Annotated in this window: 15 protein-coding genes; 13 read left to right on the top strand and 2 right to left on the bottom strand. The window is 44.1% G+C overall.

Annotated features, from left to right (window positions below; translation table 11 throughout):
• Nucleotides 1-4: 4 nt before the first annotated feature.
• The 11 genes from MO387_RS03540 (at nucleotide 5) to MO387_RS03490 (ending at nucleotide 9,696) form a co-directional block, all read left to right on the top strand.
• Nucleotides 5-886 carry a MinD/ParA family protein gene (locus MO387_RS03540; RefSeq protein WP_006082389.1) on the top strand — a complete coding sequence of 294 codons (882 nt, stop codon included), beginning with the start codon at nucleotides 5-7 and terminating at the stop codon, nucleotides 884-886.
• Nucleotides 879-1,592, top strand: a complete 714-nt coding sequence (locus MO387_RS03535) for an RNA polymerase sigma factor FliA (protein ID WP_006082388.1) — start codon at nucleotides 879-881, stop codon at nucleotides 1,590-1,592. The genes MO387_RS03540 and MO387_RS03535 overlap by 8 nt, the downstream gene beginning before the upstream one ends.
• Nucleotides 1,593-1,639: 47 nt before the next feature.
• Nucleotides 1,640-2,023 carry a chemotaxis response regulator CheY gene (gene cheY, locus MO387_RS03530; protein WP_007649667.1) on the top strand — a complete coding sequence of 128 codons (384 nt, stop codon included), beginning with the start codon at nucleotides 1,640-1,642 and terminating at the stop codon, nucleotides 2,021-2,023.
• Between the two features lie 13 nt (nucleotides 2,024-2,036).
• Nucleotides 2,037-2,774, top strand: coding sequence for a protein phosphatase CheZ (locus tag MO387_RS03525; RefSeq protein ID WP_006082386.1), 738 nt, complete (start codon nucleotides 2,037-2,039; stop codon nucleotides 2,772-2,774).
• Between the two features lie 15 nt (nucleotides 2,775-2,789).
• On the top strand, nucleotides 2,790-5,033 hold the full coding sequence (locus MO387_RS03520) for a chemotaxis protein CheA (RefSeq protein ID WP_115334221.1): 2,244 nt from the start codon (nucleotides 2,790-2,792) through the stop codon (nucleotides 5,031-5,033).
• A gap of 20 nt (nucleotides 5,034-5,053) precedes the next feature.
• Nucleotides 5,054-6,181 (top strand): chemotaxis response regulator protein-glutamate methylesterase, encoded by a 1,128-nt coding sequence (locus tag MO387_RS03515; RefSeq protein WP_242326020.1) that lies wholly within the window; start codon nucleotides 5,054-5,056, stop codon nucleotides 6,179-6,181.
• 13 nt (nucleotides 6,182-6,194) lie between these two features.
• Entirely contained in the window at nucleotides 6,195-6,716 is a 522-nt protein-coding gene (locus MO387_RS03510) for a membrane anchored protein in chemotaxis locus (RefSeq protein WP_242326018.1), read from the top strand.
• Between the two features lie 68 nt (nucleotides 6,717-6,784).
• Entirely contained in the window at nucleotides 6,785-7,576 is a 792-nt protein-coding gene (locus MO387_RS03505) for a ParA family protein (protein WP_006082382.1), read from the top strand.
• Nucleotides 7,560-8,567: a chemotaxis protein CheW gene (locus MO387_RS03500; protein ID WP_242326017.1), complete on the top strand. Its 1,008-nt coding sequence runs from the start codon at nucleotides 7,560-7,562 to the stop codon at nucleotides 8,565-8,567. Before MO387_RS03505 ends, MO387_RS03500 begins: the two co-directional genes overlap by 17 nt.
• Nucleotides 8,568-8,574: 7 nt before the next feature.
• A complete protein-coding gene (locus MO387_RS03495; protein WP_006082380.1) occupies nucleotides 8,575-9,069 on the top strand; it encodes a chemotaxis protein CheW in 495 nt (164 codons plus the stop codon).
• A gap of 228 nt (nucleotides 9,070-9,297) precedes the next feature.
• Entirely contained in the window at nucleotides 9,298-9,696 is a 399-nt protein-coding gene (locus MO387_RS03490; protein WP_006082379.1) for a DUF2802 domain-containing protein, read from the top strand.
• 68 nt (nucleotides 9,697-9,764) lie between these two features.
• Here MO387_RS03490 and MO387_RS03485 read toward each other — a convergent pair whose 3' ends face one another.
• Nucleotides 9,765-10,073: an EscU/YscU/HrcU family type III secretion system export apparatus switch protein gene (locus MO387_RS03485; RefSeq protein WP_006082378.1), complete on the bottom strand. Its 309-nt coding sequence runs from the start codon at nucleotides 10,071-10,073 to the stop codon at nucleotides 9,765-9,767.
• A 57-nt stretch (nucleotides 10,074-10,130) separates the two neighbouring features.
• Complete coding sequence (locus tag MO387_RS03480) at nucleotides 10,131-12,062, bottom strand: hypothetical protein (RefSeq protein WP_242326016.1); 1,932 nt, start codon at nucleotides 12,060-12,062, stop codon at nucleotides 10,131-10,133.
• Between the two features lie 219 nt (nucleotides 12,063-12,281).
• Here MO387_RS03480 and MO387_RS03475 point away from each other — a divergent pair, with 219 nt between their 5' ends.
• Together MO387_RS03475 and MO387_RS03470 are read left to right on the top strand one after the other, a co-directional pair.
• The gene (locus tag MO387_RS03475; protein ID WP_242326015.1) at nucleotides 12,282-13,067 is read left to right on the top strand and encodes a VacJ family lipoprotein; all 786 of its coding nucleotides are present in this window, start codon (nucleotides 12,282-12,284) and stop codon (nucleotides 13,065-13,067) included.
• Between the two features lie 121 nt (nucleotides 13,068-13,188).
• Nucleotides 13,189-14,292, top strand: coding sequence for a response regulator (locus MO387_RS03470; RefSeq protein ID WP_012089690.1), 1,104 nt, complete (start codon nucleotides 13,189-13,191; stop codon nucleotides 14,290-14,292).
• The last annotated feature ends 24 nt before the right edge of the window (nucleotides 14,293-14,316 follow it).

Here is a 14,316-nt window from a genome sequence, read left to right as displayed (position 1 = left end):
ATTTATGACCCTGGATCAAGCAAGTGGTTTACGTATGATGAATCAACCCTATAACGAAAAAGTGAAAGTAATCGCGGTCACAGGTGGTAAAGGTGGCGTTGGTAAAACCAGCGTTTCCATTAATACAGCTGTGGCATTAGCCGAAAAAGGCAAGCGTGTCTTGGTACTTGATGCTGACCTTGGCTTAGCAAACGTCGATGTCATGCTGGGTATTCGTGCCGAGCGTAACCTCTCCCATGTCCTCTCTGGTGATGCAGAGCTTGACGATATTATCGTTCGTGGCCCTAAAGGGATTGGCATAGTACCAGCCACTTCAGGAACACAAGGGATGGTGGAATTAAGTCCAGCGCAACATGCCGGGTTAATTCGCGCATTTAGTGAGATGCGGACTCAGTTTGATATTCTAGTCGTAGATACTGCTGCTGGGATTTCAGATATGGTGCTCAGTTTCTCACGTGCATCGCAGGATGTGCTGGTCGTTGTTTGTGATGAACCCACATCAATTACCGATGCCTATGCCCTGATAAAAATCCTCAGCCGTGAGCATGGCGTGTTCCGTTTTAAAATAGTTGCCAATATGGTGCGTAGTTTACGCGAAGGTATGGAATTATTTGCTAAACTCAGTAAAGTGACCGACAGATTTTTGGATGTCGCCCTTGAATTGGTTGCAACAATCCCATTTGACGAAAACTTACGTAAATCAGTTCGTAAACAAAAATTGGTGGTTGAAGCTTATCCTAAATCACCAGCAGCGATTGCGTATCAAGGGTTGGCAAATAAAATTCTAAGCTGGCCTGTACCGCAGCAACCTGGTGGGCATTTGGAGTTTTTCGTTGAGCGTTTAGTACAACGACCAGATTTTCAAGAGGAAAAAACGAGTGAATAAAGCCGCTGCGTATACTTGTTTAGACAATAAATCGTCGATCGTTGAACAGTATGCTCCGTTGGTTAAAAGAATTGCGCATCATTTACTCGCCAGACTACCTGCCTCCGTGCAGTTAGATGATTTACTCCAAGCTGGGATGATGGGGTTATTAGAAGCATCATCCAAGTTTGATGGTGGCAAGGGTGCGAAATTTGAAACCTTCGCCGGCATACGCATACGTGGGGCCATGTTAGATGAAATTCGCCGTGGCGATTGGGTCCCTCGTTCCGTTCATCGTAACAACCGCAAGGTTGCACATGCAATAGATGAGTTAGAGCAAGCGCTGGGTCGTGATGCACGCGACACAGAAATTGCAGAAAAACTTGATATGACGCTCGATGAGTACCATCATATTCTTAACGATGTTTCTGTCGGAAAAATCATAGGGATAGAAGACTTAGGCGTATCTCAGGATATACTTACAGTGAGTGATCGGTCCGATGATGATTCATTTGAAGCATTAGCTGAGAACCAATTTCATTCTGCTCTGGTTGAGGCAATTAAATTATTGCCTGAAAGAGATGCATTAGTGTTATCCCTGTACTACGATGAAGCATTGAATTTAAAAGAGATTGGCGCCATTCTTGAAGTCAGTGAATCGCGGGTTAGCCAGATATTAAGTCAGGCAATGTTGCGATTGAAAGCTAAACTCAAGCACTGGACATAAGTATAATTATTAATCGAGCACAGAATGTCAGCTCACCGGAGGAAACCTTGGACAAGAATATGAAGATTCTCATTGTTGACGATTTTTCGACAATGAGGCGTATCATCAAGAACTTGTTGCGAGACTTGGGGTTTAACAACACCCAAGAAGCAGACGATGGCTCAACAGCCCTGCCGATGTTGCAAAAGGGGGATTTTGATTTTGTTGTTACAGATTGGAATATGCCCGGCATGCAAGGGATCGATCTGTTAAAAGCAATTCGCGCAGATGATTCGCTAAAGCATTTACCCGTATTAATGGTAACTGCTGAAGCAAAACGTGAACAGATTATTGCTGCCGCTCAAGCGGGAGTGAATGGATATGTGGTTAAGCCTTTTACCGCAGCAACGCTGAAAGAGAAGTTAGATAAAATATTCGAACGACTCGCTTGAGCAAGGATGAGCTATGAAGTCACAAACATCAGGGCTCATCACGCTCGAGCAAGCTCAGCACTTTGTTGAATTATTAAGTGCAGGTGAGCAAAGTCAGGCAGATGATTTATTTCGGGAGCTTGCAGCTCCACTGCAACGAGAATTATTTGAAGAGGTAGGAAAATTAACTCGGCAACTTCATAGTGCGCTGATGGATTTTCAAGTTGATAATCGTCTTTCTGAATTAGCCAATACAGAAATTCCCGATGCCAAGCAACGTTTAAATTACGTTATTGACATGACTGAACAAGCGGCAAATAAAACCATGGATGCGGTTGAAGAATGTTTACCTTTGGCCAATGCCGTAACGGTTAATATTCAAAAAGTCATGCCATCTTGGGACAGATTAATGCGACGCGAGATAGCACTGAGCGAATTTAAGGTTCTTTGTCACGATGTCCAAGATCTTATGTCCCGTAGTGCAAATGACTCGACTCGATTACGTGAATTGCTGAATCAAATTTTGATGGCGCAAGATTTTCAAGACTTAACAGGACAAATAATCCGTCGTGTTATTGATCTAGTAATGGAAGTTGAAAGTAATCTCGTTTCTATGCTGACGGTATTTGGTGAGCAACCTATGATTGAAACTCAGATTGCTCAGAAAAATAATATTGAAGCGGAAGGGCCGATAATGAATGCCGAGCTTCGTCAAGATGTAGTAACGGGTCAAGACGAAGTGGATGATCTTCTATCGAGTCTGGGTTTCTAACTGGGAGTCAATTTGATGGCCTTTGATGTAGATGAAGAGATACTCCAGGACTTTTTAATCGAAGCCGGTGAAATTTTAGAGCTTCTTCAAGAGCAACTCGTTGCGCTTGAAAATAATCCTGATGACACAAACTTGCTAAACGCCATTTTCCGAGGGTTTCATACCGTTAAAGGTGGCGCAGGCTTTCTTAGCTTAACTCCCATGGTCGATGTGTGTCATGAGGCTGAAAATACCTTCGATCTATTGCGCACAGGCAAACGCAGCGTAAACGCAGAGCTGATGGATATTATTTTGCAGGCTGTTGATGCTATTAATACCATGTTTGCTCAAACGCAGCAGGGCGAACAACAAGATCCTGCTGAGTCGGGCCTGTTGGCTAGGCTTAAAATGCTGAGTTCAGGTGCGCCATTGCCATCTGAAGTTGCGTCTGCAGAGGTGGTAGACGTTGTCGAACCAGAGCCTGTCGTTGAAGCCATTGTTGAAACTCCCGTCCCACAAGACATTCCCGCAGAGATAAGTAATAGCTCATCTTCAAGTATTGATGATATCAACGATGCTGAATTTGAAGCTTTGTTAGATGCGCTTCATGGCTCAGGAAAAGGCCCTGCGGCTGCTACCGCTGTGGCGTCTGAACCTGTGGTCGCTAAGCCAGCTGCGCCAGTTAAAGCGTCTTCAGCATCGGGTGATGACATCACTGATGATGAGTTTGAGGCATTGCTTGATGAACTACATGGTTCAGGCAAGTTTAAAGCTGAGGCAGAAGTGCCAGCTAAACCAAAGGTCGCTTCGGCTCCCACGCCTCAACCGATAGTGGATGCCGATGAAATTACCGATGACGAGTTTGAAAGATTACTCGATGAACTCCATGGTAAAGGTGCGGCCCCTGCAAAAGCAGAAGTAAAAGCGCCTACTGCACCAGTAACGCCTGCTTCGACTGTTGCACCTAAAGCTGCTCCGACTCCCACACCAGTAAAAGCTGCTGCGCCTGCTCCAGCCCCCGTTGTTGCCGCAAAACCGAAAGTGGACATTGCAGTTGTAGATAAAGCGCCAGCTAAAGCAAGTTCAGCAAATGTGCCTCAAGGTGAAACTACAGTACGTGTTGATACTGCACGACTCGACCAAATCATGAATATGGTGGGCGAGTTAGTGTTAGTGCGTAATCGATTAGTGAGCTTAGGTATCAGTCGTGATGATGAGGAAATGTCTAAGGCCCTTGCGAACTTAGATCTCGTGACGGCCGATTTGCAAGGCGCGGTGATGAAAACCCGTATGCAACCGATCAAGAAAGTGTTTGGTCGTTTCCCTCGGGTAGTACGTGATCTTGCGCGTACACTCAATAAAGAAATTGATTTGATCATGGTTGGTGAAGAAACCGACCTAGATAAAAACTTAGTTGAAGCGCTTGCCGATCCACTCGTCCACTTAGTGCGTAACTCTGTGGATCACGGTATTGAAATGCCAAACGAGCGTGAAGCCAATGGCAAGCCGAGAACGGGTACGATTACCTTATCTGCAAGTCAGGAAGGTGACCATATACTGCTGAAAATCGAAGACGATGGCGCAGGTATGGACCCTGAAAAACTGAAAAAAATCGCGATAACGCGCGGTGTGCTCGATGAAGATTCAGCTTCGCGAATGACTGACAGCGAAGCTTATAATTTGATTTTTGCGCCCGGTTTTTCGACTAAGGTCGAGATTTCAGATATTTCTGGTCGTGGCGTTGGGATGGACGTGGTAAAAACCCGTATCACTCAGCTTAACGGCACAGTGCATATTGATTCTATGAAAGGTAAGGGCACGATACTTGAGATTAAAGTACCGTTAACGCTGGCGATCATGCCAACCTTAATGGTTGATGTCGCTAAGCAAGTGTTTGCATTACCTCTGTCTAGTGTGAACGAGATATTCCATCTCGATCTCACTAAGACCAATATCGTCGATGGACAACTCACCGTCATAGTGCGTAACAAGGCTGTGCCTTTGTTCTATTTGGAGCACTGGCTACATAGAAATAAAACCACTTTTAAACATGGCGATAAAAAGCATGGTCATGTGGTGATTGTACAATTAGGCATGATGCAAATTGGTTTTGTGGTTGATGCCCTAATAGGACAAGAAGAGGTGGTGATTAAACCCCTTGGCGCTATGTTACACGGCACTCCTGGGATGGCTGGTGCGACTATTACATCGGATGGTGGTATCGCACTGATCTTAGATGTCCCTGGATTGTTAAAGCATTATGCGAAAAGTAAGAATTAGTTTCCAAGCTAAGGAATGGAATGGCCATTAAAGTATTAGTCGTTGATGACTCAAGTTTTTTCAGACGACGTGTTAGTGAAATAGTCAATCAAGATCCTGAACTGGAAGTTATCGCGACGGCCTCAAATGGGGCCGAAGCGGTGAAGATGGCTGCTGAACTTAATCCTCAAGTTATCACTATGGATATTGAGATGCCCGTGATGGATGGTATTACTGCCGTCCGTGAAATCATGGCTAAATGTCCGACGCCGATCTTGATGTTTTCTTCTTTAACCCATGATGGCGCTAAAGCTACGCTAGACGCTTTAGATGCTGGTGCGTTAGATTTTCTACCTAAACGTTTTGAAGACATTGCTACCAATAAAGATGATGCTATTTTATTGTTGCAGCAGAGAGTGAAGGCATTGGGACGCCGCAGAATGTTTCGCCCTATTGCACGTCCTGTCGTCACTTCAACATCTAGTGTGCGCCCAACAAGTAGCGTTTTAGGGACAACGAGTATAGCGTCGCATACTCCAGCCACGGCTCCTGTGAGGACCTCAACAGCAGCGTCGATTCGTGCAAGCGGTAAGCAGTATAAAATACTGCTGATCGGCACATCTACTGGTGGTCCAGTTGCCTTGCAAAAAATTCTTACCCAATTCCCGGCAAACTATCCGCATCCGATTTTATTAATCCAGCATATGCCAGCAGCTTTTACGCCAGCATTTGCAAGTCGTTTGAATGGCTTATGTAAGATTGAAGTAAAAGAGGCCGCTAATGGCGATCTTCTTAAACCGGGTTGTGCATATTTAGCGCCTGGCGGTATGCAAATGATGGTTGAACGTACTGGAGGTAGTGGTCGATTAAAGGTCATCGCTGGTAGTGCGGACATGAACTATAAGCCTTGTGTTGATATCACCTTTGCTTCTGCCTCTAAAGCCTTCAGTGGTGACGTGCTTGCTGTTGTATTAACTGGTATGGGCGCGGATGGCAGAGAAGGTGCCCGTATGTTGAAAGCGGTCGGTGCGACCATTTGGGCACAGGATGAAGCCAGTTGTGTGGTTTATGGTATGCCTCAGGCTGTCGCTAGTGCAGGTATTGCCACTCAGTCGATTGCCTTAGACAGCATGGCTGAATGCATTTTAAAAGAGTCTGTTCGTGTCTAAGAGTCAAAATCCGATGAGCACAAATAGTGTGCTCATCATCTTGCTTATGGCTATTGCCATTTTGTGTCTTGGCGCCTTGAGTCTCGATTATCGGCACAAAAATAGTTTGTTGCGTGAAGATATAAAGCGTTTGGAATCGACTCAGGTGCTGTTAATGGTCCCTGATGAACAAGCTGAGGCTATTGCAACCTGGTTAGCGTCTCACCCTGATCAGACTAAAGCTATGCTGCAATTGGCTGCTCCTGGTGAGCAAAAGGCTGTTGCTATAGGTCCAGAATCTACGCAGATTAGTGTCCCGCCTTTGCTGGGTAAGCAAAGTGCAGCGATGGATACGGCGAAGGATAACGCTAATCAGCAACCTTTAGTTCCGACACTGCTGCAGACGCCAGAAGCAGAAGTTAAGGCTGCTATTTCGCCAATTGAACCGAAAAATGCACAGATGCTACCTGTGGTGATTTCTGAAAATGCCGATGGTGTTAAAGTGATTAGTTTACCGAATGGTGGTATTCGAGTAACGACGAGAAAAGAGCAGTAACCTTTGGAATGTGTGGGCTCAATATTCTCATTCATTAGCATTTAATCAATTAATATGGGGGTCACTTCTTGAAAGTCTGGACCATAGCGAATCAAAAAGGTGGCGTAGGTAAAACCACAACGGTAGCGAGTTTAGCGGGAACATTGGCTAAGCGCGGCAAGCGTGTGCTTATGATAGACACCGATCCACACGCTTCGCTAGGTTATTACTTAGGCATTGATTCTGAAGAGGTTCCAGGCTCTTTATTTGATGTGTTTCTGGCCCATAAAAGCCTTTCCAAAGAACTCGTTTTATCCCATGTAGTACCAACCTTAGTCGATGGTCTCGATTTATTGCCCGCCACTATGGCACTTGCAACTTTGGACAGAGCCTTAGGTCATCAAGAGGGGATGGGATTAGTACTGCGTAATTTATTAGCGCTAGTTGCTGATGATTATGATGTGGCTATCGTTGATTGCCCCCCCGTACTTGGCGTTTTAATGGTTAATGCCCTTGCAGCAAGTCAGCATATTATTATTCCCGTGCAGACTGAGTTTCTTGCCATTAAAGGGCTAGAGCGGATGATTAAAACGATGGAATTGATGGGGCGCTCGAAGAAGACGCGTTACAGTTACACCGTCGTGCCCACTATGTATGATAAACGTACCAAGGCGTCACCCGCCGCTTTGCAAGTGCTTGGTGCTGAATACAGTGAAACCCTGTGGAAGGACGTTATTCCTGTCGACACTAAGTTTAGAGATGCCAGTTTGGCACATTTACCAGCATCGCATTATGCGAGTGGTTGTCGTGGCGTGAAAGCCTATGAAAGATTATTAGATTTCTTATTAGTTGGGGAGTTTGGCCATGTCAAAATCGGTTGATGAAACTGTTTTTGATTTTTTCGCATTATTGCTGCAGGAAGACGACACTCCAAGTCAGGTTGTTTCCTCTCAAAGCATTGTAACAGCAGACTCAAATCAAAATGTGGCCGTTAATCAAACGGAGGCAGCATTACTTGATGCCGCAATCTTGGCTGAAAATGGTCGTACGACTGCATCACAAGCTTTAGAGAAGACGATAACGCCGGCGGTACAGTTGCAGCCAAAAGCAACGTCAAGACAACATGAGTTTGTTGCTCCAGTAAGTAAGATTGCTTCTCAAGTGAACAAGCAAGCGCTAGAAAAATTGTTGGAGCCTGTACTTAAGACTCAAACATTAGCACCGACGCCACCTCTTGTTGAGGTCACGCCTTTTGTTGATGTTCAACCAGTTGTCGAAGTACCGCAAGCCAAGCCTGTTATTGATGAGGCGGTTGTTGATGAAATAATTGCTGAAAAAGTCGTTGAGGCAGTGGTTGTGCCCGAAACACAAGTCGGCATTACGCCTCCTAGCGTGACAAAAGATTTGCAAGAAGTGCTCGATGATGAGTTTCAGGTACTATTCTTTAAAGTAGCAGGGCTGACATTGGCGGTGCCTTTGGTCAGTTTAGGCGGAATAGTTAAAATTGAGCGGATAAACCACATCTTTGGCCGACCCGCATGGTTTCTCGGTGTACAGACGCATAGGGAGGAGCAATTGAACATCGTTGACACTTGTGCGTGGGTTATGCCAGAAAAATACTCAGATAAACTGGCGCAATCGGTAAATTATCAATATCTTGTATTATTAGAAGGTAGTAACTGGGGATTAACTTGTGAGTCCTTGGTCAATGCGGTAAAAATTAATAAATCGCAAGTCAACTGGCGTAGTCAAGCAGGCAAGCGCCCTTGGTTAGCGGGTGTAGTGAAAGAGCAGATGTGTGGCATTTTGCACGTACAAGCCTTAGTTGAAATGCTTAATGCGGGTTTAGGTTGTCAGGACTCAATTGGTTGAGGTAAACATGAAAGATACAAGAAATGTAGCAGCAGTCGCTGCAAGTAAAGATGATGCAGTATTACAATGGGTTACCTTTAAGTTAGACCATGAAACTTACGGCATCAACGTAATGCAAGTGCAGGAAGTATTGCGTTACACTGAAATCGCTCCCGTGCCCGGTGCGCCTTATTACGTATTAGGCATCATTAACTTACGTGGTAACGTTGTCACAGTTATTGATACCCGTTCACGTTTTGGATTGCAGTCTGCCGAAGTTGATGACTCAACTCGAATCGTTATCATCGAAGCTGAAAAGCAAGTCATTGGCATCTTAGTTGATAGTGTTGCCGAAGTGGTTTATTTACGCCGCTCAGAAATCGACAATGCACCAAATGTCGGAACGGAAGAGAGTGCTAAATTCATTCAAGGTGTGAGTAATCGCGACAATGAATTACTCATCTTAGTCGATCTCGACAAGTTATTATCCGATGAAGAATGGGCCGAATTGACTCAGATTTAATCAATTAGCGAGATAAGGCTGAATGATATCAATTCATTCAGCTATTTTGTGTATTTGCGAATAAATCGATGATTCTAAGTCTTTATGATTTATGGATAGACAAAGTATTTTATCGCGGTTTGAACAATGGCTAATGATATTGAGTCATTTAAATACAGCACTTTGGAATAGATAACTCAGTTGGAATGCCTGCTAATTTATGGCTATGAATGAGTATAAGGATTTTTAATGGGCGATGAATTTTTGATCGCAGCGTTAGTCTATGTCATCGCATGCTTAGGATTAGTACTCTTTTTACAAAAACAATTGAGCAAACTAAGAAGCAAGGTCGAAGCGTTAACCGTTTTAGTCAAAGAAGGTGATCGTCAGCGAGAGTCATTTAAGCGTGAGTTACAAGAGTTGCGCAGTGGCACTATCGGAGTCGGTCGGCGTGTGATTGAGTTAGAAAAACGCCTACTTCAGCAGTCGGAACGGATAGAAGAGACAACTCAGCAGGATCCACAGGCAAAACTTTATACTCGAGCCATGAAAATGGTCGCGCTTGGCGCTGGTGTTGATGAGTTGATTAAAGAATGCGAACTACCCAAAGCGGAAGCTGAGCTATTGATCCGACTTCATCGCAAATGATCGCATAGAATTGATAGTGATACTTTGTTTAACTCTCAAAGCTAATTTGCCAAAATTAGCTTTTTATTTTATGCCTTCTCAACAATTTTTTGATGCATATTATTCCATTGCTCGGGAAACTTACCGTCGAGCATATACACAAATGCGATCAGTTCGGCAATAAGCAGATAAAGCTCCTTAGGAATTTCCTCTCCTAACTCTAACAACTGTAGAAAATGGCTTAGATGGGGATCTTGATGGATATACACGCCGTTAGCCTTGGCTAGTGCAATAATCTCTTCTGCGATAAGCCCTTCACCAGTCGCCACAATTTTAGGCGCGTTACGACCATCGTAGCTCAGCGCGACAGCTTGTTTCGGTTCACTCTCTTCGCTCATTTGGTTCTTCCTAAAATTAGATGATGGATTCAATGTCCGTTTAGGTATTTTTTCTAGCTAAGCTTTTGTCTTTACGAGGAAATGATCACCAGGTAATAAGGTTGCTGGCACTTGCGCTATTTGCGTCGAGAGTTCACCTGGTGTAAACCCTAGCTGTGACAGTTTTTGGCTTAAGGGCGTTAAAAAGTTATTGACCTTATTAAGTAGCATTTGGCTATTGCCTTTAAACTGGATATCCAATTGTTGATTGTGCTGTTGAGCTGCAATCAGTAGCGGACCTTGTGCTAAATTAAATTTGAGTTGTAAACGCCATCCTGCTTTTTTCTCTGGATCATCAGGATCCGCTTCTTGCTCAAATTTCCCTTCCAGTTGCTCATGACGTTGGTTAATGCCATAGGGCAGGGCAAAGAACCACACTAAATTGCCCGCGCTCTCATTGCTTGCCTGTTGGTATAAAAGCAAGTTAGAGGCTAGTTGTCCCATGCTATCAAGGCCGCCTGCTTTGCTCAGTTGGCCAAGTTGTTTAGCGGAAAAGCCAACTTTGGCTTGCAGTTGCTCAAGATAATCTGCGAGCTTCTTACTCATTGAATTCGAACTATTATTAGCTTTAAAGCCTAGTAGCAGTTGAAATAGTGAGGTAATCGCACTCGCATTCATAAACATTGAGGCTTGATTTGACTGAGGTGCGGCAAGGTTAAGACTTGCTAATCCCAGAATATTGGCTTTAAGCTCATCTAAATCATTTAGCTGGCTCAGTGGTGGTAATCCTATATACGGTAAGTGCTTTAACAACTCTGAGGCTAAATTTGAGCTGTTGTTAGAACGAGATAGTTCAATAGGAAGTGCCCCCGCTTTATTGAATGCTTTTTGCAAAACATCAGCAACCTTCATAGTGCTGTCAGTTTTAGCGTCACTCGCTTGTTGTTCATTCTTTTGACCACTGGAACCTAAAATATGACTAAGCTTGTTTACGTCTGCTGGATTTGCCCCAAGAGTTTCTTGAGGCGTTTTGCCTACTGCAGCCCCAATGTCTTGCGACAATGCACTTTTACTATTTGTTTCGGTACTGACTGGTGATGGCAGAGATTGACTTGCAAGCCGATTTACATTCTCTGAGTTTTGAGCACTGACTGGAAGACCTTGTTCTAAACCTTTAGGTATTGGCGTTATGGCTTGCGCATTGAAAGTATTGGGAGAACTGGCTGAATTAGAAGTATGAGGAGCATCGACTTTAACTTGAGCTTGTATGGTATCGACTTTGGGCGCGGTGGTTTGTTTTGTTGGCTCAGGTAAAGAAACGATAGTTTCAAGTTTTTTTAAAAAGGAAGCGATGATCTGAACCGGCTCAACTTTGGCGATCACAATGTCAGAAGACGATTTATTTGTGGGAACCTGAGTTTCATTTACTGGCGCCCCAATAACGATTTCGAGTTTGCTCTGTATTGGGGTGAGTAATAAAATAGGCTGCCCTTGCTGAAAGGCTATTTTTGCTAAGAATTCTCCTTGATTCAGCTGAGGTCCAGAATCTTGTGCTACAACAGTGCCATTAGCAAAATGAAACTCTTTGTTAATAATGGTGACGTTCGGTAACGGATAGCCTTGAGTACGAGCCGCAAGAGCTGAAAGCTGTGCCTGAGATATGCCATTTTGTTGCGCCAAATTGATAACAGCTTCAGGGACTTTCAGAGCAATAGGCGTGGCTAAGGCAAGCAGTTGGCTGGTGGTATCTTGAGTCGCTGCAGCTGTCGGTGGAGTATTTTGCGTATTGGGCGTGACTAGAAAAGTATTAGCCGTCAATAATATTTGCCGCTGCTGAGCGTTAACAAGCTTTAAATTATATTCTGTACCGTTTAGAATAATACTATCTCCCTCAGGGGAGGTTTGCACCTGAGCAGGAATGGCACGCGGAGTAGCACTGAGAGCATCAGCTTGGGCTGTCGCAGTGTGTAACTGCGGATTTTGACTGCTAACAAGTGGAATCGACTCCATTTAGTGACCTTATATAGTTTATCTGGCGATATATTCGTTTAGTAAAATTAACAATTGACCAATTTTTTTTGCCAAGTATGCTTATGCGCCTTGTGACAACGGAACTGTCATACTGGATAGTATGCCACTAAGACGAATTATCTTTATATCGTCATTTTTGTATTGTCACTTTAGCGAAAACTTGATGCCTAAGCTGTACATTTATATTAAGAGAGCGATATGAAGTTAAAATGGATGGGATTATCTTTGGGGTTAATGCTGTTGCCTAAAGTGCAAGCGGCTGAAGTGCCCGTATCAGATACCATTCAGCAGGAAGCACCTGCTAAGGTACAAATCAGCTATGATGATCCCCGCGACCCGCTCGAAGGGTTTAACCGTGCAATGTGGGATTTTAACTATCTCTTTTTAGATAGATATTTATATCGTCCTGTTGCCCATGGTTATAACGATTATATTCCAATGCCAGCTAAAACAGGCGTCAATAATTTTGTACAGAATTTAGAAGAACCTAGCAGCTTGGTAAACAACGTGCTGCAAGGAAAGTGGGGCTGGGCGGCGAATGCCGGTGGACGTTTTACCATCAACTCTACAGTCGGTTTATTAGGTGTCATTGACGTCGCAGATATGATGGGTATGAGCCGTAAGCAAGATGAGTTTAACGAAGTGCTTGGTTATTATGGCGTGCCTAATGGACCATACTTCATGGCGCCGTTTGCGGGTCCTTACGTCGTGCGAGAACTCGCGTCTGATTGGGTTGATGGTCTATACTTTCCCTTGTCTGAGTTAACAATGTGGCAAACCATTGTTAAATGGGGACTTAAAAATCTTCATTCCAGAGCGTCTGCGATCGATCAAGAACGACTCGTTGATAATGCACTCGATCCTTATGCCTTTGTCAAAGATGCGTATTTACAACATATGGACTATAAAGTCTATGATGGTAATGTTCCTCAAAAACAAGATGATGATGAGTTACTCGATCAGTATATGCAGGAGCTTGAGTAACCCTCTAGGCCGTACTTGACAGCATTTGTCGTTAGTATTCAAGTGTTAGCCTTATCGAAAAACGTTATCGGCATGTTCACTTGAGTAATGGTTAAGCGATGAACTCTATTCGGGAACTTTTATGGCGTTAAATGGTGTTGCGGTTCTTTTAGTTGAAGATGATCCGGTGTTTCGGCAGATTGTCGCAAGCTTTCTTGATACTAGAGGCGCACAAGTCACGCAAGCCTGTGACGGTGAAGAAGGATTATCACTTTTTAAATCGCAACACTTTGATGTTGTTCTTGCAGACTTAAGCATGCCTAAGCTTGGTGGGCTCGACATGCTTAAGGAAATGACAAGGTTAGCGCCGCTTGTCCCTTCTGTTGTGATCTCAGGTAATAATGTCATGGCTGACGTTGTTGAGGCATTACGCATTGGCGCCAGTGATTATCTCGTTAAACCAGTATCCGATTTATTCATCATTGAACAAGCCATTAAACAAAGCCTCCATAGTTCCTACATTGATGATACCCAAGCTGCCGATTTTGAAGCCCTATCCCATCAAGAGTTAAGCGATAATCTCGCCTTGCTCGAGCAGAGTGTTGCTGCGGCAAAGCAAGTGCAGCAACAATTGTTCCCCGCTTCAAACATAAGCTATCCGGCGGCGAAGGTTGACTACAGTCTGTATAAAAATAGTGACATTAGCAGTTACTTTATTGATTCAACTATGGTCGGCACTGATCACTTGATCATGTATATGGCGCATTTATATCCCGAAGATAATCGAGCTGCTTTTGCTTGCGTTCTGCTGAGAAGTTTTGTTAATCAGAAACTTAAAGATTTTCGAAATGGCCAGAGTCAAAGCATCATTGAACCGTTCAATATGATGAGCTATTTGAATGAACGTTTAGTCAAGTCTGGTCTCGATATCAAAGCGGATATGATTTATGTCTCTATTGAGCTGACAAAGTACCGTGCTGCTATCGCGCAGGCTGGGAAGGGGCTTCGTTGCTATTTGCGTAATGACGAGGGATTAAGCCCGCTGGCACTCTCAGAGAGTCTACAGTTGGGTGTATTAGATTGGGGTAAGCCGAGTATTCAGTTCCGTAGTCTTTTACCGCAAGAGCAGTTGTGTATTGCGACCAGTGAGCCTGAGCATAAACAAGCTTTGCTTGAGAATAAGTTTAAGGGATTAGTTTACGATGCCGCAATGCCCGAAGGCGGTTTCCTGCAGTTGAGTCTCTAGCTTTTTGCTCATGTTGCAGTGAAG

This window comes from Shewanella sp. N2AIL (assembly GCF_022690845.1).
GTDB lineage: Bacteria > Pseudomonadota > Gammaproteobacteria > Enterobacterales > Shewanellaceae > Shewanella > Shewanella baltica.
Note: the sequence above shows the minus strand (reverse complement) of the source record. Positions and strands in the feature narration are given on the sequence as shown.